The sequence below is a fragment of the Erwinia tasmaniensis Et1/99 genome (assembly GCF_000026185.1).
Taxonomy (GTDB): domain Bacteria; phylum Pseudomonadota; class Gammaproteobacteria; order Enterobacterales; family Enterobacteriaceae; genus Erwinia; species Erwinia tasmaniensis.
This window is the reverse complement of the sequence record NC_010694.1, coordinates 2,748,760-2,767,605: the sequence shown is the minus strand read 5'-3', so window position 1 is coordinate 2,767,605 and position 18,846 is coordinate 2,748,760. Positions and strand designations below refer to the sequence as shown.

General features: G+C 54.7%; 16 protein-coding genes and 1 pseudogene. 6 read left to right on the top strand and 11 right to left on the bottom strand.

The genetic code is table 11. The features are described from left to right. Positions 1-105: 105 nt before the first annotated feature. Positions 106-1,305, bottom strand: a complete 1,200-nt coding sequence (locus tag ETA_RS13485; RefSeq protein ID WP_012442173.1) for an MFS transporter — start codon at positions 1,303-1,305, stop codon at positions 106-108. Positions 1,306-1,481: 176 nt separating this feature from the next. Between ETA_RS13485 and ushA the strand changes: the two genes are divergently transcribed. Next, positions 1,482-3,179 (top strand): bifunctional UDP-sugar hydrolase/5'-nucleotidase UshA, encoded by a 1,698-nt coding sequence (gene ushA / locus ETA_RS13480; RefSeq protein WP_269446414.1) that lies wholly within the window; start codon positions 1,482-1,484, stop codon positions 3,177-3,179. 85 nt (positions 3,180-3,264) lie between these two features. Here the strand turns inward: ushA and ETA_RS13475 are convergent, their stop codons facing one another. Then, on the bottom strand, positions 3,265-3,714 hold the full coding sequence (locus ETA_RS13475) for a multidrug/biocide efflux PACE transporter (RefSeq protein WP_012442171.1): 450 nt from the start codon (positions 3,712-3,714) through the stop codon (positions 3,265-3,267). Positions 3,715-3,802: 88 nt separating this feature from the next. On the opposite strand from ETA_RS13475, the gene ETA_RS13470 reads away from it, so the two are divergent. Further along, complete coding sequence (locus tag ETA_RS13470; RefSeq protein ID WP_012442170.1) at positions 3,803-4,669, top strand: LysR family transcriptional regulator; 867 nt, start codon at positions 3,803-3,805, stop codon at positions 4,667-4,669. A 57-nt stretch (positions 4,670-4,726) separates the two neighbouring features. Here ETA_RS13470 and ybaK read toward each other — a convergent pair whose 3' ends face one another. The 3 genes from ybaK to copA form a co-directional block, all read right to left on the bottom strand. Continuing rightward, positions 4,727-5,209, bottom strand: a complete 483-nt coding sequence (ybaK, locus tag ETA_RS13465) for a Cys-tRNA(Pro)/Cys-tRNA(Cys) deacylase YbaK (protein ID WP_012442169.1) — start codon at positions 5,207-5,209, stop codon at positions 4,727-4,729. Positions 5,210-5,387: 178 nt separating this feature from the next. After that, positions 5,388-6,191, bottom strand: coding sequence for a TraB/GumN family protein (locus ETA_RS13460; RefSeq protein WP_012442168.1), 804 nt, complete (start codon positions 6,189-6,191; stop codon positions 5,388-5,390). A gap of 80 nt (positions 6,192-6,271) precedes the next feature. Continuing rightward, positions 6,272-8,779, bottom strand: a complete 2,508-nt coding sequence (copA, locus tag ETA_RS13455; RefSeq protein WP_012442167.1) for a copper-exporting P-type ATPase CopA — start codon at positions 8,777-8,779, stop codon at positions 6,272-6,274. A 94-nt stretch (positions 8,780-8,873) separates the two neighbouring features. Between copA and cueR the strand changes: the two genes are divergently transcribed. Beyond that, positions 8,874-9,284, top strand: coding sequence for a Cu(I)-responsive transcriptional regulator (gene cueR / locus ETA_RS13450; RefSeq protein ID WP_012442166.1), 411 nt, complete (start codon positions 8,874-8,876; stop codon positions 9,282-9,284). Here the strand turns inward: cueR and ETA_RS13445 are convergent. The 4 genes from ETA_RS13445 to ETA_RS13430 all read right to left on the bottom strand — a co-directional run bounded on the left by ETA_RS13445 (position 9,281) and on the right by ETA_RS13430 (position 12,479). After that, positions 9,281-9,733 carry an NfeD family protein gene (locus tag ETA_RS13445; RefSeq protein ID WP_012442165.1) on the bottom strand — a complete coding sequence of 151 codons (453 nt, stop codon included), beginning with the start codon at positions 9,731-9,733 and terminating at the stop codon, positions 9,281-9,283. The two genes, cueR and ETA_RS13445, sit on opposite strands and share 4 nt — an antisense overlap. Further along, positions 9,733-10,647, bottom strand: a complete 915-nt coding sequence (locus ETA_RS13440) for an SPFH domain-containing protein (protein ID WP_012442164.1) — start codon at positions 10,645-10,647, stop codon at positions 9,733-9,735. Before ETA_RS13440 ends, ETA_RS13445 begins: the two co-directional genes overlap by 1 nt. Before the next feature lie 131 nt (positions 10,648-10,778). Next, entirely contained in the window at positions 10,779-11,636 is an 858-nt protein-coding gene (locus ETA_RS13435; protein WP_012442163.1) for a co-chaperone YbbN, read from the bottom strand. A 69-nt stretch (positions 11,637-11,705) separates the two neighbouring features. Next, on the bottom strand, positions 11,706-12,479 hold the full coding sequence (locus ETA_RS13430) for an SDR family oxidoreductase (RefSeq protein WP_012442162.1): 774 nt from the start codon (positions 12,477-12,479) through the stop codon (positions 11,706-11,708). Positions 12,480-12,765: 286 nt separating this feature from the next. On the opposite strand from ETA_RS13430, the pseudogene ETA_RS13425 reads away from it, so the two are divergent. Then, a pseudogene (locus ETA_RS13425) lies at positions 12,766-13,061 on the top strand (DUF1493 family protein). A gap of 396 nt (positions 13,062-13,457) precedes the next feature. Here ETA_RS13425 and ETA_RS13420 read toward each other — a convergent pair. Together ETA_RS13420 and tesA are read right to left on the bottom strand one after the other, a co-directional pair. Next, complete coding sequence (locus ETA_RS13420; protein WP_012442160.1) at positions 13,458-14,903, bottom strand: PIN-like domain-containing protein; 1,446 nt, start codon at positions 14,901-14,903, stop codon at positions 13,458-13,460. Between the two features lie 163 nt (positions 14,904-15,066). Next, positions 15,067-15,720, bottom strand: a complete 654-nt coding sequence (tesA, locus tag ETA_RS13415; protein ID WP_193345516.1) for a multifunctional acyl-CoA thioesterase I/protease I/lysophospholipase L1 — start codon at positions 15,718-15,720, stop codon at positions 15,067-15,069. On the opposite strand from tesA, the gene ybbA reads away from it, so the two are divergent. Further along, positions 15,688-16,374: a putative ABC transporter ATP-binding protein YbbA gene (ybbA, locus tag ETA_RS13410; protein ID WP_012442158.1), complete on the top strand. Its 687-nt coding sequence runs from the start codon at positions 15,688-15,690 to the stop codon at positions 16,372-16,374. The genes tesA and ybbA overlap by 33 nt on opposite strands. Continuing rightward, positions 16,371-18,788 (top strand): putative ABC transporter permease subunit YbbP, encoded by a 2,418-nt coding sequence (gene ybbP, locus ETA_RS13405; protein WP_012442157.1) that lies wholly within the window; start codon positions 16,371-16,373, stop codon positions 18,786-18,788. The genes ybbA and ybbP overlap by 4 nt, the downstream gene beginning before the upstream one ends. Positions 18,789-18,846 lie beyond the last annotated feature (58 nt).

The window sequence follows — 18,846 nt, the reverse complement described above, 5'->3', positions numbered from 1 at the left end:
ATAAAGTCATCACAGAGTGTGATTTTAACCACTTATCATTAGTAAGGGCAGATGCCTCAAGAGGAATTCCCCATACTAATTTCATTCATCAGCCCCTGGATAATGCTATTTATGACGGTTATCGGGCAGGAAAGCCGCGAGTATGCCAAGAAGAGGGAGGTAAGCACAGATTTGATAGACAAGCTCAATACTGTAGCGATCGGCCACTATGCCGAGTAGGGCAGCGCCTAACCCCCCCATTCCGAAAGAAAAACCGAAAAACAGGCCGGAAACCAAACCGATACGACCTGGCATCAGCTCCTGTGCATAGACCAATATGGCGGAAAAAGCGGAGGCCAGCACAACGCCAATCACTACCGACAGAACGCCCGTCCACCACAAATTGGCGTAAGGCAGCAGCAGGGTAAAGGGTGCCACGCCGAGAATGGATACCCAAATCACCCGTTTACGACCTATTTTATCGCCAACCGGGCCGCCAATGATGGTTCCGGCCGCCACGGCAAACAGAAAGACAAACAAATGCAGCTGGGCATTTTGCACCGAAAGGCCAAATTTATGCATCAAATAGAAGGTGTAGAAGCTGCTCAGGCTGGTGAGATAAAAGTATTTTGAGAAAACCAGCACCAGCAAAAGAGTCATCGCGCACACCACCTGACGGCGTGGTAGCGCGTGGCTGACTGCCGGCGCACGGTGTTTGGCCGTCACATGCTGCGTTTGATACCAGCGACCAATTTGCAGTAGCACCACAATAGCCAGCAGCGCCGCCAGTGAGAACCAGGCAAGGTTACCGCGACCGTACGGCGCGATAATCAGCGCCGCCAGCAGGGGCCCGAAGGAGCTGCCCAGATTGCCGCCAACCTGAAACAGGGATTGCGCCAGGCCATGACGCCCGCCGGAGGCCATACGAGCAACCCGCGAGGATTCCGGGTGGAACACCGAGGAACCCGTTCCAACAAGGGCGGCCGCCAGCAAAATCATCGCATAATGGCTGGCGAGGGCCATCAGTATCACGCCGCAGAGCGTAAAGCCCATCCCAACGGGCAGCGACCACGGCTGCGGGTGTTTGTCGGTAAAATGACCGATCAGCGGCTGAAGGAGTGAGGCCGTGAGTTGATAAGTCAGGGTGATCAGGCCAATCTGCACGAAGCTAAGTGAAAAATCTTCCCTCAGCAGGGGGTAAATTGCGAGAATAAGCGACTGAATCATATCGTTTAGCAGGTGAGCCACACTTATTGCGCTGAGCACGCCAAAAGCGGTACGTTTCACCGGAAGATCGGGTCGGAGGGCCGTATTGACGCCTGTCATTATCGTATCCTGTCATTGAATTATCGTTGTTGAGCGCCAGTGATCCACCCGTTTACAACAATATAAGTCAGAGCGATGACCTTTTAGTAGTGTTCCTGCGGCATAATCTGCCGGGCATCATAAAAAACAACTCAATTTTCACATTCTGGGGATTTAACAAGGAGAAGCGAGTGGCAATTTTCAAAAGAAGTCTTGCCGGCGTCATGACGGTCGCATTATTAAGCGTACCGCTGATGGCTCAGGCTTGGGAAAAAGACCGAACCTACAAATTTACCGTGCTGCATACCAACGATCACCACGGACGCTTCTGGCCAAACGAGCATGATGAATATGGCCTGGCAGCACAGAAAACCATGATGGACCAGATCCGTTACGAGGTGCAGGCCCACGGCGGCGCAACGCTGATCCTCTCCGGTGGCGATATCAATACCGGCGTACCGGAGTCCGATTTGCAGGATGCTGAACCGGATTTTCGCGCAATGAATATGATTGGCTACGATGCGATGGCGATCGGCAATCATGAGTTTGATAACCCGCTTCCGGTGCTGCGCCAGCAGCAAAAATGGGCAAAGTTCCCCCTGCTTTCGGCCAACATCTACCAGAAAAGCACCGGAAAACGTCTGTTCCAGCCCTACGCGTTGTTTAACCGTGTGGGCCTGAAGATTGCCGTTATCGGCCTGACCACCGACGATACGGCACGGATCGGTAACCCGGAATACTTCACCGATATCCAGTTCCATAAACCCGCAACGGAAGCCAAAGCGGTAGTCGAAGAGCTGCGTGCAAATGAAAAACCCGACGTGATCATCGCGGCAACGCATATGGGGCACTATGACAACGGGCAGCACGGATCTAACGCACCGGGCGATGTCGAGATGGCACGGGAACTGCCCGCAGGCTATCTGGATATGATCGTCGGAGGTCATTCACAGGACCCGGTTTGTATGGCCAAAGAAAACCTGAAACAGGCAGATTATGTGCCGGGTAGCCCCTGCACGCCGGATCGCCAGAACGGCACCTGGATCGTACAGGCCCATGAGTGGGGCAAATATATTGGCCGGGCTGACTTTACCTTCCGTAATGGCAAACTGACGCTGGTTAACTATCAGCTGGTGCCGATCAATCTGAAGCACAAAGTAAAAAATGCTGACGGTAGCACCAGTTGGGTGAACTACACGGCGGAAATACCTAAACACCCAGGGGTGCAGAAGCTACTGACGCCGTTCCAGCAAAAGGGGCAGGCCCAGCTGGGAGTGAAAATTGGCAGCGTCAACGGTCATCTTGAAGGCGACCGCAACAAGGTCCGTTTTGTGCAGACGAATATGTCCCGCCTGATCCTTGCCGGCCTGAAAGAACGTGCTGGGGCTGATTTTGCGCTGATGAGCGGTGGTGGGGTACGTGATTCGATTGAAGCCGGTACTATCACCTATAAAGACGTATTGAAGGTGCAGCCATTTGGTAATACCCTGGCCTGGGTTGACATGAAGGGCAGTGAGGTCGAGAAATATCTTGCGGTCGTCGCCAACAAGCAGGTGGATTCCGGTGCCTACGCACAGTTCTCCGGCATTAGCCTGGTCGCCGATGGTTCCGGGGTGAGTGATATCAAGATCGACGGTAAGCCGCTGTCAGCGGATAAAACCTACCGTATCGCGATGTTGAGTTTCAACGCCACGGGCGGCGACGGCTATCCGCAGGTGGATAACCTGCCCAGCTACGTGAACAGCGGATTTGTCGATGCTGAAGTATTGAAACAGTACATTCAGAGCCATTCTCCCCTTGATGCGGCCAGCTATCAGCCTGACGGGGAAATTGTTTATCTGAAGAAGGCTCTCAATGCAGCGGCAGGCGATAGTGCGGAGGCGGTAAAGCCTTAGTTCCGTCCCTGAAAGGGCGGCCTGGCCGTTAAGCAGGCCGCCTCAGGGAAATGTGATTGATTGTGGGTTATCTCCACCGCGCGCGTTAATCCAGCCTGTTCAGCGCGGGTTTGCGGGATGACGGCATCAGGCGATCACGAACCTTGTCATATATCCAGTTATAAAAAATCGTATACGGTAGGAAAAACAGGAAGAAGACCACCTCCACCAGAAACGCCTGCCACAGAGTGACGCCCAGCATCCACGCCGCGATCGGCAGACCGATAGCAATAAAGCCCCCCTCAAAACCCAGCGCATGCAGTACACGCAACATCACACCGCGTTTCACCTTGCCACGAGGCCAAAGTCGATCAAAACCCGCGTTATAAACCATGTTCCAGATCATCGCGACCGTCGACAGTACAATCGCCAGTGCGCCCATCTGGAACAGCGGTTTATCCATTGCCCAGGCCGCCAGCGGTGATACCAGCAGAATAGCCATCAATTCAAAGCCGGCGGCATGATAAAACCGCTCTTTCAGCGTACGACCAGACATATGTCCTCCTTAATCAATGATGAGCGCTACTCTCCTCGTTTTATTTGCTAAGATAAAATGATAACCCATCGACAAAAGCGATATATCAGTGCGTTATTCACCGGAATCACTGGAGGCCTTTGTGCAGACCGTGGAAAGTGGTTCATTTTCCGCTGCGGCGCGCGCGCTGCGCAAAAGCCAGTCGACCATCAGCACCGCTGTTGCAAACCTTGAAAGCGATCTGGGGTTTATGCTGTTTGACCGCACTGCCCGAAGCCCGGTACTGACCGAAAACGGTCAGCGTGCGCTGGTGCAGGTGAAGGAGATCCTTGGCGCTTCGGCGCAGCTGGACAGTCTGGCGGTGCGTCTGGCGGGGGAGGTGGAACCCTGTTTGCGGCTGGCGACCACCGATTTCTGGCAGGCAGACTACCATGCACTGCTGCTGCAACGTTTTGCCAGCCGCTACCCCGATATTGAGTTTGAGTGCATGATTGCGGAAAACGAAGATGTGATCGATCTGCTACAAAGTGGCCGGGCGCATATCGGCGTACTGCGCGCGCAACAGCACTATCCGCCCGACGTGAACGTACAGCGTCTGCAGGTCGGAGCGGAAATGGCGATTTATCTGCATCAGGATCATCCGCTGGCGCGCCAGGCACAGATAACGGAGGCAGAATTGAGCAAGGTGCGCGAACTGCGGCTGAATAACTGGGTGGAGCGGATGCCGATACCTGCCGGAAAAGTCTGGTTGGCATCCTCCTATCTGCTGTTGCTGGAGATGGCCGAGCAGGGTTTCGGCTGGAGTATATTACCGCGCTGGCTCACCAGGCAGTTTGGTCACCAGCTGTTGCGTGAACTGCCGTTGGTGGGCTGGCCGCAGAATATACAGGTTGATGTGGTCAGCTCGCGCCGCTCACCTCCCGGCCCGGCAGGGCAGTGGATGATCGATCGGCTTATCGCCCAGCGGCCAGATTAGCCCTCTGGTCTCTTTTATCCTTCTGCGCCAGCAGTGGGGTTGTCTGTAAACGGGATATTATTTTTTGGGTAAGGCGATATCGGCAAAACGGGCGCTGAGCAGCAGTACCAGATCCTGTGGTGCCATTTCGATATCCAGCCCACGTTTGCCGCCGGACACGTAAATGGTTGCAAACTGCCGTGCGCTGCCGTCAATTATCGTCGGCAGGCGCTTTTTCTGGCCGATGGGGCTGATACCGCCCAGCAAATAGCCGCTGCTGCGTTGGGCGAACTGCGGGTCGGCCATCTCTACCTTTTTGGCCCCCAGAGCTTTGGCTACCTGCTTTAAGTCCAGCTGCCCGGCAACCGGAGTCACCGCGACAGCCAGAGTTTTATTATCACCATTCAGCGCCACCAGCAGGGTTTTATAGACCTGGTTTGCATCAAGATTTAACTTGCGCACCGCCTCATCGCCGAAGTGGGTTTCGCTGTCTTCGTGTTCGTAAAAATGCAGCATAAAAGCAATGTTTTGTTTTTCGAGGAGTTTGACCGCAGGTGTCATAATTACAGACCTTCCGTTGTGTGCTGCGAACCGTATGAACGATTGATAAATAAAAACGCTGGTACATGGCTACACTTTGAGCGACAATCAGCACCCGTTTCGGCTAAATGCAGGAACGATAACTAAAATCATAATGATGTCCTTATTTGACGGGTCGATAGCAATATCGGCCCTTTTTTTAGCCGCCGTTTAACAGGTCAGGCAGATTACCCTCGCCATACAGATGCAGTGCGCCAACGGCGACCACGTAACGGCCCGGCGGCAGCCCTTGCATAAACTGGCTCCATCGCAGATTGCGCTGGGTCATCAGCAAATCATTCAGGCTGCTGCTAAACGTACTGGGCAGATCAGGCTTGCCCGCGCGACCCGGCGGCGCTTCCAGCCACCAGCTTATCATCGTTTGCAGCAGACGGGCGTTGGTCTGCCAGTGTTTCAGGGTGTCTTCCAGCAGCGTCAGGCCGTTATCCGCCAGTGAGTTCAGCAGCGCCAGCTGGGTTAACGCCCCCTCAAGCTCGACAACCTTTATTTGTTGCGCATGTGCGGCCTGTAGCAGCTGATAGTCAATGCCACAGTCGGCACGCAGGCCGAGCCGTTGTGCCTGCTGGGCCTGCAACATTAGCGCAATTTGCCAGGCTGGCAGCGTATCTATCCGCAGAGGATCGATATCCAACTCTTCACAGCGGCGTTGCAGCTGGTGCAGCTGCTGCTCAGAGAGACGTTGCGCCAGCGGCGGGCATATTTCACTGTCGTTAAAGGGGGAAGCGCCGGTGGAGATATCCGCTTCGACAATCAACGCATCGGCGTGCCGTAACCTGTCTGTCAGCAGTGCCGGGAGCGGCTTCATATTGCCCGTTCCCATATGAATACTTCCCACCAGGTGCAGCTGGCGTGTTCCCAGGGTGATGTCCACAGCAGGGTAGCGATAGTCTGCCGTGCGAAGCCCGCGCCACAGCCGCAGCAGCCTGTGCACCAGTGTTCCCATATGTTTCACCTCTTTCGCTTATTGCCACCATGCTAACGCGAACGGCCGTGGTTCGACAGCCATAAACGCGCCACCGTGGGTCATTTCGGCGGACGATAGCGGATCAGGCGATTGGCATTACTCACTACGGTAATTGACGAAAGCGCCATTGCTGCCCCGGCCACGACCGGGCTAAGCAAGGTTCCGGTGAACGGGTAAAGCACCCCGGCGGCAAGCGGAATACCACAGGCATTATAAATAAAGGCCCCTAACAGATTCTGCTTCATATTGCGCAGCGTAGCCTTAGCAATGGCCAGCCCATCCACCAACGCATTCAGATCCTGGCGCATCAGCGTGATCGCCGCCGTCTCAATCGCCACGTCGCTGCCGCTGCCCATGGCAATACCCACATCCGCCTGGGCCAGCGCCGGAGCATCATTTATCCCATCGCCAATCATAGCAACCTGCCGCCCCTGCTGCTGCAGAGCGCTGATGGCCGCCGCTTTGCCGTCCGGCAGCACGCCGGCAATGACGCGCTCGATACCCGCTTCGCGCGCAATGGCATTGGCGGTTATTTCATTGTCGCCGGTGAGCATCACAAGGCGATAGCCCAGCCTGTGCAGGCGCTGTAGCGCGCTGACGCTCTCCTTACGAAGCGCATCGCGAATGGCAAACAGCGCCACTATTTCGCCGTCCGCCGCCAGAAGAACCGGCGTGACGCCTTGTGCTGCCAGTTCTGCGATCGTTGGCGCGACGCTATCGGTAGCAATGTGCTGCTGTGCCATCAGCGCGGCATTACCCAGCAGCAGGGCGGTGCCGTCGACAACACCGCTTACGCCTTTACCCGCTATGGTGCGAAATTGTGCCACCTCCGGCAGCGCTGTCAGCCCGGCATGCTCAACGATGGCACGGGCCAGCGGATGGCTTGCGCCCTGTTCCAGCGCGGCGGCCTGTCGCAGCACCGTCGGGCGTTTGGCATCACTCAACAGCACAATCTCGACCACGCGCGGCGAACCCTCGGTCAGCGTGCCGGTTTTATCAAAAACCAGCGTATCCAGGGTGCTGGCGCGTTGCAGCGCATCGGCATCGCGCACCAGCACGCCGAACTCGGCGGCATGCCCTACGCCGGCAATAATCGACATCGGCGTGGCAAGACCCAGCGCGCAGGGGCAGGCAATAATCAGCACGGTAGTCGCAATGACCAGCGTGTACACCAGCTGAGGTGCTGGGCCGAACAGATACCAGACGGCGGCGCTTAGCAGCGCTATCGCCACCACCACCGGAACAAATACCGCAGAGATTTTATCCGCCAGTTTGCCGATCTCCGGCTTGCTGCTTTGTGCCTGACGCACCAGCTGAATGATACGCGCCAGGGTTGTATTTTTGCCGATAGCGCCCGCTCGCAACAGCACGCTACCGTCCTGCAACAGGGTTCCGGCATGCAGGGTGTCTCCCACTGATTTTTGCTGCGGGATCGCTTCGCCGGTGAGCATCGCTTCGTCCAGCCAGGCCTCACCCTGAATAATGGTGCCGTCTACCGGTATGCGGTCGCCGGTCACGACGCGTAGCGTCATCGCCAGCTGGACTTCACCCAGTGGCAGAGTCTGTTCGCCTGTTTCAGTCACTACGCGCGCGGTGGGTGGCGTGAGGTCGAGTAACTTTTCCAGCGCCTGTGACGAACGCTGGCGCGCACGCTGTTCAAGCATGTGGCCGAGGTTAATCAGGCCGATAATCATCGCGCTGGCTTCATAATAGAGGTGGCGTGCCGCCATCGGAAACAGGTCAGGCCAGAGAGTAACGGTGACAGAGTAGAGCCAGGCGGCGGCGGTGCCCAGTGCGACCAGCGTATCCATCGTCGCACGGCGATTTAACAAGCTCTTCCATGCGCTACGGTAGAAATGGCCGCCGGCAACGATCATTACCAGCAGGGTCAGTATTCCTGCAACCAGCCAGCTGGCGCGATTGTCTGCGGTGAGCATCATATTGTCGCCGAGCATTCCCCAAATCATCAAAGGAACACCCAACGTTAATGCCAGCGCCGCCTTCCAGCGGAAGCGCTTTACCGCGGCCAGCGCGCTTTGCTGCTGTTTTTCCCGACGTTCCGTCTCGTCTTCGATGATTTCTGCGCTATATCCAGCGCGACTGACCGCGTCGAGCAAGGCGGACGGCAACGCGGAACCCATGACCAGCGCGCTACGCTCGGCCAGATTGACCCGCGCCTGGCTGACGCCGGGAACATGTTGCAGCGCATTCTCTACCCGGCTCACGCAGCTGGCGCAGCTCATGCCGTCGATCAGCAGCTGATAGCTGTCATGGCGTTGTGCCGGAAGCTCGGTTTTTGCCGCTGTCAGCGCTTCCGGCTGAATGTCTGAGTCTGTCAACGGGTCAGGCTTTGGGGGCGTTGCTGCCTCAACCAGGCTGGCGTGATAGCCTGCTTCGGCAACCGTGGCGATCAGCGCCTCGGCGCTGGCGCTTCCTATCACGCGCGCTTCGGCGATACTGACTTCCGCCTGCTCCACGTCCGCGCGCTGCTCCAGCGCCTCTTTTACCCGCTTTACGCAGTGCCCGCAGGACAATCCGTCCAGCGTCAGTAGGGTGGTTTGCGGCATAGTACTTCTCCTGTTGTTCCTGATTGACCCAGGGCGGTTTTACATTAATGATGGAGGTTAAACCTTCCATCAAGGGGAAGGTCAAGGAGCAACCATGAACATTAGCAATGTGGCAAAAAAGACCGGACTCACCAGTAAAGCAATCCGCTTTTATGAAGAGAAAGGTCTGGTTACCCCCCCGTTGCGCACTGAAAATGGCTACCGTAGCTACAGCGCGAAGCACCTGGAGGAGCTCACGCTGCTGCGTCAGGCCCGCCAGGTGGGGTTTAATCTGGAGCAGTGTCGGGAAATGATCGGCTTGTTTAATGACCCGGCGCGACACAGCGCGGACGTGAAAGCACGCACGCTGGAGAAAGCGGCAGAAATCGAGGCTCATATCAGCGAGCTGCAGCTCATGCGCCAAAAGCTGCTCGACCTGGCCGCCAGCTGTCCTGGCGACGACGGCGCGGAGTGTCCGATAATGGATCATCTGTCCGGCTGCCGCCACGCGATCAAGGCGGGTTAAACGCGGCTTACCGCCACGCGCAGCGTAATTCCTTCCACCGCCACGACAACTACCCGTGTGCCGGCGGGAAGATCGTCCTCGGCCTGCACGCGCCAGTTGCCGTCACCAATGCGCACATGGCCGAACCCGTTTACCAGCGCGGCGTCCAGCGTTAGCTGGCGACCAATAAGCTGCTGGCCGCGCTGATTGAGCGTGGAGGGAGGTTGCCGCTGCTCACGGCTCTTAAGCCAGCGGTGCCACCACAGGGCCGCAAGGATAGTTAACGCAGCGAAGCTTAGGCCCTGCCATTCCCACGGCAAGGGCACCAGCCACACCAGCAGGCTGACCAGAACGGCAGCCACGCCGCTCCACAGCAGATAGCCGCTGGCGCCGAGCATTTCGGCAGCCAGCAGCAGGCCGCCGAGCGTCAGCCATAACCACCACGGATTTGCTAACAGCGCGTCGAGCATCAGCGTTTACGCTCCTGTTTGCTTTCACCTAACAGTTCGCTGATACCGGCAATCGACCCCATCAGACTGCTGGCCTCCAGCGGCATCATCACCACTTTGCTGTTGGTTGAAGAGCCTATATGTTGCAGCGCGTCGGTATATTTTTGCGCCACAAAATAGTTAATGGCCTGAATATCGCCGGCGGCAATGGCTTCAGAGACCATTTTGGTTGCCTGTGCCTCCGCTTCCGCACTACGTTCACGCGCCTCGGCTGCCAGGAACGCCGACTGGCGTTCGCCTTCAGCTTTCAAGATCTGCGACTGTTTCTCGCCCTGGGCGCGCAGAATTGCCGCCTGGCGTACGCCTTCGGCTTCGAGAATATCGGCGCGTTTGGTTCGTTCGGCTTTCATTTGCGCATTCATCGAAGCAATCAGCTCGGCAGGGGGGCGTACGTCACGGATCTCAATACGGGTAATTTTAATGCCCCACGGGTTGGTGGCCTCATCGACGATTTGCAGTAGGCGGGTGTTGATGTTGTCGCGCTGCGACAGCATTTCATCCAGCTCCATCGACCCTAATACGGTGCGCATATTGGTCATGGTCAGGTTGATGATCGCCACCTGCAGATTACTGACCTCATAGGCGGCACGCGCCGGATCGATCACCTGAATAAAGCAGACGGCGTCGATGGTCACGCTGGCATTATCCTTCGAGATGATCTCCTGTGAAGGGATATCCAGTACCTGCTCCATCATATTGATTTTGCGGCCAATACGGTCCATAAATGGCACGACCAGGTTCAGGCCCGGTTGCAGGGTATTGGTGTAGCGGCCAAAACGTTCGACCGTCCACTGAAAACCCTGAGGAACGATTTTAACGCCTGACCAGACGACGATCAGGGCCAGTACGATAAGGACGGGGATAGCAGCCAGCATAGAGATAACCTCCAGATTGTTATTCAACGTGTGGGAGCGGTCGCTTTCCCCTGCGACTGCGTTGACGGGCGAACCTGAACGGCGGTTCGCCCCGATAAAGTCCTGAAAAACCTTCTGTTAAAAATCCACGATTAGTAGAGTAGCGAGTAAAGCTGGCGGCGATATTTTGCGGCCAGCGCGTCACCCGTACCCAGCGCCGCGAGGATCTCTTGCAGCATTTTGCGCGCCTGCCCATCGGCGGCGGAAAGATCTTTTTTCAGATGGCTGAACAGCAGTTCCAGCGCCTCTTCATTACGTCCAACCTGATGAAACTGTAACGCCAGTTGGGTTGCAAGCTCCGCATTGTCCGGTTCGGCCTCAATTTGCTGCTGTAACTGCTGGATCTCCGGGGTATCCGCTGCCTGTTTCAGCAGGTCAATCTGTGCCACCAGCCCCTGATAGCGCGTGTCCTGATCCTGCAACGGCACCACCTTAAGCACCGCTTCTGCCTCTTCACTGCGGTTAAGGCCGATCAGCACTTCCGCCAGCAGAAAACCGATATCGCTGCGCTGTTTGCTCAGAGCCCAGGCATCTTTCAGCAGCGGCAGGGCCTCGATAGCTTTACCTTCATCCATCAGCTGCATGGCCTGTTGCGCCTTCAGCTCTTCTTCCTTTGGCAGCACCTTTTCCAGCAGGGCGCGTACCGCTTCTTCCGGCTGCGGCCCTTGGAAACCGTCGACCGGCTGGCCGTTCTGGAACAGGTAAACGGTTGGAATTGAACGCAGGCCAAACTGCTGTGCTACGGCCGGTTCGGCATCACAATCCAGCCTTGCCAGAATAAACTGACCTGCATACTCCTGCGCCAGACGGCCCAGTAGCGGCGTCAGCTGCTGGCAGTGCTGGCTGCGCTCTGACCAGAAATAGAACAGGACGGGGATCTGCATCGACTGTTCCAGAGTCTGTTGCAGGTTAGTTTCATTAATCTCGACAATCTGCGCTTGTGATGACATCAATTCGTCTCTTTTTACGTAAGTTTAGTACTGTATTGGGGCGAGCGGCGGTGCTTCAAGGCCCGGCGCTTAATTCTGGCGTAAAATCCGATCCATCATCCAGCCCGGCAGCAAACGCCGTAACAGACTGATGCTGTGTGTGACCAGGGTCACAGGGTAGCGCAGACGTGGATGGCGGCTTTCCAGCGCATGGCGCAGCTTGGGTAAAATTGCCTCCGGAGGCAGGGTAAAGCGTGCGGCAATGCCCGGGTTCTTTACCGGCTTGTCCTGCTGCGCCTGCTGAACATTATTGCTGAAACCGGTGCTGATTGGCCCTGGCTCAATCAGGCTGACGCGCACCCCGCTGCCGTGCAGCTCCATACGCAAGGCGTCGGACCAGGCTTCCAGCGCATATTTGCTGGCGGCGTAGGCACCGCGTTTGGGCGTAGAGATCAGCCCCATTACCGAACTGGTGTTGATAATGCGCCCGCAGCCCGAAGCCAGCAGGGCTGGCAGCAACAGCATGGTAAGCTGGTGGGTGCCGAACAGATTAGTGGCGAACTGCTGTTCCAGCTGCTGGCGCGATATCAATTGCAGCGGGCCGTACAGACCGAATCCCCCGTTGTTAAACAGGCCGAACAGACGGCCATCGCAAAGCGTTATGATTTCATCCGCGGCGTGCGCCACGCTGGCGGCATCATCAAGATCCAGCAGCACGCCGCTGAACCCCAGCTGGTTCATCCGCTCCACGTCCTGCGGTTTACGGCAGGCGGCAATCACATGGTAGCCACGGCGCAGCAGGTCGTTAGCGGCCACCAGGCCGATACCGCTGGAACTGCCGGTGATCACGATACTTTTTTGCATAACTTTGTGTGCTCTTGAACAATCAGGAAAATCATTACTAATGGATAGTTTAGCTGATTTTAATATGCTTTTTGTAGGAGATGCGCCACTGCATCGTTATCATCACTTAAAACGAAATTTGTACGATTCCTCCGCAATTGAAAGGGTCATGACCTATAAGTTGGCGACATTGGTCGGGCGAACAATACCCGTCGTTGGCTGGGGGGGGGCTAGGGGCTGATGCTGCGCAGATAGGATATAAATCTATGGTAATTTATCATCGGATTGTCAGCAAGGACGATCAAATATGGTAATCACCGATATCGAGAGGGCCGTGTTTGAGCTTATCGAACAATACAATGGTCGAAGCCTGCTTACTTTTAAGCGCTTTAAACTGACATATGAAACGGACTTGAATGAAGACTTCCGTATGGATCCTATTGATGCCTACGAACTGCTGGAGAAATATGTGGAACGTTTCAATATAGATCCGACTGATATAAAATTTGAACAGTATTCCCAGAGGATTTTAGAAAACCGCACGATCCTCTGACTATTCAGCTGTTGATTGATTCGGCCAAAGCGGGCTATTGGAAGGGGTAGGTAAAATCCTATTAGGAAATTTTTTACCTTTGGCAAGGTTAAGGCGTGGTATTACTATGCCAATTTTTTATCGGCATGCTGAGTTTGGAAAACATCAAGATTTTATATTTTTTACAAAGTGTATTTCTGATATATGTGTGTCATTTAAGTGGAGGTTAGGAGATGTACATCAATTCATTTTGAAAAGACATTCCCAGAAATTCTTGATGTGTATTAGTAAAGCTTACATTTTTGGTTAATTCAGCTTGTCTGTTTTCTTGTGCTGATTCAAGAATTATAGGGTGTTCGAAAATAATATTTTTAATTAGTTTGCCACTTAAAATCAGTGGCTTGATTGTGATGATGAAAATTGGAATTTTTAATGAAAGTGAGCTAAAAAGCTTTCCTATGTAAACATCACATGCGAAAGCTACTCAGTATATCAATCTTTTCTGCACATTCTCTGAGGTCAGAATAAAGGTCAGAGGTTAATGTCGTTGTTGTATTCGTGTTAAAAAATTCTAATTGATGTTTATGATTTTTCAATATTTTTATATTTATCTGGATGCGGGATAGGAGTTTTTTAATTTCATACTGCAGTTGATAGTCGACTTCTTCAAATTCATCATCATGGTAATTTTTCTTCTTGTAGTTTAATTCTGAAAATTGAGATGTAAGTTCTGATAATCTATTAGAGAATTCATTTATTTCGTGCTCCAGAACATTGCTTGCATAAGTTAATTTTCTATCTTGTGATGGAATATGGCTAGAGCTTTCAGTAAAACTTACTAAAGGGATTTCCCGGTCAATGAACTTGGGATTATACTTGACTGTATTGTATTCGTTTTCACCATAAAAAAGTTTCATAATTTTATTTTTTTGATGTCTACTTAAATCACTGGCTTCGTATTTTTTTATAAATTCATCGTGATTTTCAGACTGTATAGCTTGAATTTCTTTAACAGATTCCTCATGTATATTTATGCCTTTGCGGTACTTTTTTGCTTCGTATAAAAAACTTGATTGATTTAGCAGTTTAAAGTTTTCAATATGTGAGTTTTTATATATTTCAGTTTGCAAGGCTTCAAGAGGGCCCTTGGGTTTATTTTTTTCCGGTATATACCACCAATCTGATTTTCTGTCATCTGAAATCAAAACTACATTTTTCACATTTTCTGACTTAGATTTTTCAATGACCTCCTTCCATAAATATAAATCGCCGAATTTATCTTCAAAGAAGACGCCTGAGTAATATGATCTTGAAGATTTTTTTTCGTCATTGAAACCCGGAGGAGTAAAGTTACGATAACGATCTTCACCCTCGGAATTTATTTTATTAATCTGCTCTTGGTCAGGAGCTTCCCCACATTTATCCAGCACAATGCTATCAATTTTTTCTCTAATGAAGTCTTTCTCTGATATTGAAATAGCAGATTGCAATCTAGGCTCAATATGATTTTTAATAAAATCCGTCAGGGGTTTATTAATTTCTTCCTGAAATTTACTAAGTTCCTCTGCAAGACGTGTATAAAGATGAATTTTCACCCCATTATCAGAAAGGGCATTTTCTGTATTAGTCCCTATTTTCTTTAAGCTACCTTTGATATCGTTGAGCTTTTTGATACTTTCATTTATAACAGTTATTCTGCCACGCTGATATTCAAAACATGTTTGAAATGGGAACCCTGATCTATCAGAGATATTTTCCATAACGTTGAATATGTCATCTCGCGTTTGTGGTTCACATTTGTAGAGATTTAATAAGCAGTTTGCGTCAAAAATAAACAGTGTTTTATCAGAGTTCCAGATTTTTTGAATATCATCATCTTTGGGGCTATAAAAACCTTTAAATTTATCTTTCATTTCTTAATCTATTCCGATTGGATAAAAAACTAAGTCAGGCGGATAGTATAGCAACAAATTTCCATGGTATATCGAAAACGATGTAGTGATAAAATCACTACATCGCTACAGGTTATAAAATGACTCCCCCCGACTAATCTAACTTGATCTTTTTTTCATAACTTTACCCGTCATTCCCCACGCTACGCGATGCCTCATGCTTAACTAAGGGAGCCAGCTGTTTTGCCATCAGATCGGCAATAAAAGGCTGGGCCGATGGATTAGGGTGGATGCCGTCGTCCTGCATCCATTCCGGCTTCAGATAGACCTGCTCCATAAAAAACGGCACCAGCGGGATCGCATGCTGACTGGCCAGTCTGGGATAAATGGCGGCAAATGAATCGGTGTAGCGCTTGCCGTAGTTGGCCGGTAGCCGCACCTGCATCAGCAGCGGCTGCGCCTTTGCCGCCTGGATTTGAGCAATGGCCTGATTCAGATCCTGCTCAACCTGCTGCGGAGGAAACCCACGTAAACCGTCGTTGCCACCCAGTTCAATCAGCACCCAGCGCGGCTGATGTTGCTCCAGCAGCGCCGAAAGTCGGGCCAGTCCCTGTGCCGTCGTATCGCCGCTTATGCTACCGTTAATGATAGCAGGGGATTTTTGCCATTTCTCATTGAGTAACGCGGGCCACGCGGCGCTGGCGGACATGCGGTAACCGGCGCTCAGACTGTCGCCCAGCACCAGCAGCGTATCCGCCGCCGCCGCGCGCAGCGTCATAAAAGCCATTAAAAACAGGAACGGGTAATGCCAGCGGAAAACATTCTTGAAGTTCATCATCTTAGTAAGTCCGTGGGTCAGGGTGAGCATCAGCTTTCAATCCTTACCGGTGTTGAGCTGGTTGTCAAACCGGCTGAAACCATTGCCCTGATCGGCGAGTCGGGATCGGGCAAGTCGACGCTGCTGGGGATCCTGGCCGGGTTGGATGACGGCAGTGCGGGAGAAGTCATGATGCTCGGCCAGCCGCTGCATAAAATGAATGAGGAACAGCGGGCGGAGCTGCGCGCGCAAAATGTCGGTTTCGTCTTCCAGTCGTTTATGCTGGTGCCTACCCTCAACGCCCGTGAGAACGTGCAGCTACCGGCGCTGTTGCGCGGTGAGAACGACAGGCAGAGCCGTGAACAGGCGGCCGCGCTGCTGGCCCAGCTTGGCCTCGGCGAGCGCCTTGACCATTTACCTGCCCAGCTTTCCGGCGGTGAACAGCAGCGTGTGGCGCTTGCCCGCGCCTTTAACGGTCGCTCGGCGCTGCTGTTTGCCGATGAGCCCACCGGCAATCTCGATCGTAAAACCGGCGAGCGTATTGTGGACCTGTTATTCAGCATGAACCGGGATCACGCCACTACCCTGATCCTTGTTACCCACGATGAGCAGCTGGCCGCGCGCTGCGATCGGCGTCTGCGTCTGCGTGACGGCAAGCTGTGGGAGGAAGTATGATCTGGCGCTGGTTCTGGCGCGAGTGGAAATCCCCCTCGCTGCTGATCGTCTGGCTGGCGCTGACGCTGGCGGTGGCCTGCGTGCTGGCGCTCGGCTCCCTGAGCGACCGCATGGAAAAAGGGTTGACGCAGCAGAGCCGTGATTTTATGGCCGGTGACCGCACGTTGAGCAGCGCCAACGAGGTGCCTGGGCAGTGGCTGGAGCAGGCGCGGGCCGAAGGGCTGCAAATTGGGCGGCAGCTGACCTTTATGACCATGGCCTTTGCCGGCGATACCCCGCAACTGGCTTCGGTCAAGGCGGTGGACGACCTCTACCCGATGTTTGGCCTGCTGTCGACCGCCCCCGCCGGGCTAAAACCGGCGGTAGGTACGGTGCTGGCCGCGCCGCGCCTGCTGGATCTGCTGGATCGTAAAGCCGGAGATAACCTCGACGTGGGTGATACCACGCTGCGGATCGGCGGAGAGGTGATTCAGGAGCCGGACGCCGGCTTTAATCCGTTTCAGACCGCGCCACGGCTGCTGATGAACCTCGCCGATGTGGAGAAAACCGGCGCCGTACAGCCCGGCAGTCGGGTGACCTGGCGCTATAAATTTTCCGGTACGCCGGCACAGCTGGCGCGATATGACAGCTACATTGCCACACGACTGACCCCTGAACAGCGCTGGGTCAGCGTTGAAAACTCCGATGACGCGTTGGGTAAATCGATGCAGCGCGCCCAGCAGTTTCTGCTGCTGTCGGCCCTGCTGACGCTGATGCTGGCGATTGCCGCAGTGACGGTGGCGATGAACCACTATTGCCGCAGCCGTTACGATCTGGTGGCGGTGTTGAAAACGCTGGGCGCAAACCGCTACGCCCTGCGTAAGCTGATCGTCGGCCAGTGGCTGGCGGTACTGCTATTGGCTGGAGTGGTCGGTAGCGCAATCGGCCTCGGTTTTGAAACCCTGCTGCTGCGCATGCTGCGCCCGGTGTTACCGGGAGAGTTACCGGCCGCCAGCGGCTGGCCGTGGCTGTGGGCGCTGGGGTCGTTGTTTACTATTTCGCTGCTGGTAGGACTCCGGCCGTATCGCCTGCTGCTGGCCACCCAGCCGCTGCGCGTGCTGCGCCGTGACGCGGTGGCGAATATCTGGCCGCTGAAGTTCTACCTGCCAGCCATGTTGCTGGTGGTGATCGGCCTGCTGGCGCTGTTGGTGGGGGGAAGCAAGCTGCTGTGGGCGCTGGTGGCGGGGATTGTGCTGCTGTCATTGCTGCTGGGGGCCATTGGCTGGGGCGGCCTGCTGCTGCTTAGGCGCCTGACGCTGCGCAATCTGGCGTTTCGCCTGGCGGTTAACCGCCTGCTGCGCCAGCCCTGGACCACCCTTAGCCAGCTGGCGGCATTTTCGCTGTCGTTTATGCTGCTGGCGCTGCTGCTGGTGATGCGTGGCGATCTGCTGGACCGGTGGCAGCAGCAGCTGCCGCCGGACAGCCCGAACTACTTCCTGCTCAATATCACCGCGCAACAGGTGCCGCAGGTGACGTCTTTCCTGCAACGGCATCAGGTGCAGCCGGAAACCTTCTACCCGGTGGTGCGCGCACGACTAACCGGCATTAATCAGCAGCCGGCAGATCCGGCACGGGATGAATCGCTCAACCGTGAACTGAATCTGACCTGGCTAAAAGACCTGCCGGGGCACAACCCGTTGACCGCAGGCAGCTGGCCGCCGCAGAAAGGCGAAGTCTCGATAGAACAGGGGCTGGCCGAACGGCTGGGAGTGAAGCTGGGCGATACGTTAACCTTTACCGGGGATACCCAGCAGTTCAGCGCTAAAATCAGCAGTCTGCGTAAGGTGGACTGGGAAAGCCTGAAGCCCAACTTCTTTATCATTTTCCCGCCCGGCGCGCTCGACAATCAGCCGCAGAGCTGGCTGACCAGCTTCCGCGTCAATGACAATAACGCGCTGCTGGCGCAGCTCAACCGCCAGTTTCCAACCTTAAGCCTGCTGGATATTGGCACGATCTTACGCCAGATAGGACAGGTGCTGGCGCAGGTGAGTCAGGCGCTGGAGATCATGGTGGTGCTGGTGACCGCCTGTGGCGTGCTGCTGCTGTTGGCACAGATCCAGGTCGGAATGCATCAGCGGCGTCAGGAGCTGGTGGTCTACCGTACGCTGGGCGCCAGCAAGAAGCTGCTGCGTACCACGCTGTGGTGCGAGTTTGCGCTGCTTGGCGTGGTATCGGGCGTGGCGGCGACCATCGGGGCTGAGGTGGCGCTGTGGGGATTGCAGCGCAAGGTGTTTGACTTCCCGTGGCAGCCGGACTTTGTGCTGTGGCTGGCGCTGCCGTTAACCGGCGCGCTGCTGCTGTCGCTGTGCGGCGGCTGGCTGGGCGTGCGCCTGCTGAAGGGCAGGGCGCTGTTCCGCAGGTATGAAGCGGGCTGACGGGGAGCCGTATGACGCGGCGGGCGTGAAATTTTCATTTTTGCAGCCCGCCGGGTTA

Bases quoted from the DNA above. Each gene is read 5' to 3' on its own strand.
- tesA (WP_193345516.1), bottom strand. From the start codon at position 15,720: ATGATGAACTTCAAGAATGTTTTCCGCTGGCATTACCCGTTCCTGTTT.
- ETA_RS13440 (WP_012442164.1), bottom strand. From the start codon at position 10,647: ATGCTGGCTGCTATCCCCGTCCTTATCGTACTGGCCCTGATCGTCGTC.
- ETA_RS13485 (WP_012442173.1), bottom strand. From the start codon at position 1,305: ATGACAGGCGTCAATACGGCCCTCCGACCCGATCTTCCGGTGAAACGT.
- ybaK (WP_012442169.1), bottom strand. From the start codon at position 5,209: ATGACACCTGCGGTCAAACTCCTCGAAAAACAAAACATTGCTTTTATG.
- ybbP (WP_012442157.1), top strand. From the start codon at position 16,371: ATGATCTGGCGCTGGTTCTGGCGCGAGTGGAAATCCCCCTCGCTGCTG.
- ETA_RS13430 (WP_012442162.1), bottom strand. From the start codon at position 12,479: ATGCAAAAAAGTATCGTGATCACCGGCAGTTCCAGCGGTATCGGCCTG.
- cueR (WP_012442166.1), top strand. From the start codon at position 8,874: ATGAACATTAGCAATGTGGCAAAAAAGACCGGACTCACCAGTAAAGCA.
- ETA_RS13460 (WP_012442168.1), bottom strand. From the start codon at position 6,191: ATGGGAACACTGGTGCACAGGCTGCTGCGGCTGTGGCGCGGGCTTCGC.
- ETA_RS13435 (WP_012442163.1), bottom strand. From the start codon at position 11,636: ATGTCATCACAAGCGCAGATTGTCGAGATTAATGAAACTAACCTGCAA.
- ETA_RS13420 (WP_012442160.1), bottom strand. From the start codon at position 14,903: ATGAAAGATAAATTTAAAGGTTTTTATAGCCCCAAAGATGATGATATT.
- ybbA (WP_012442158.1), top strand. From the start codon at position 15,688: ATGCCAGCGGAAAACATTCTTGAAGTTCATCATCTTAGTAAGTCCGTG.
- ETA_RS13475 (WP_012442171.1), bottom strand. From the start codon at position 3,714: ATGTCTGGTCGTACGCTGAAAGAGCGGTTTTATCATGCCGCCGGCTTT.
- ETA_RS13445 (WP_012442165.1), bottom strand. From the start codon at position 9,733: ATGCTCGACGCGCTGTTAGCAAATCCGTGGTGGTTATGGCTGACGCTC.
- copA (WP_012442167.1), bottom strand. From the start codon at position 8,779: ATGCCGCAAACCACCCTACTGACGCTGGACGGATTGTCCTGCGGGCAC.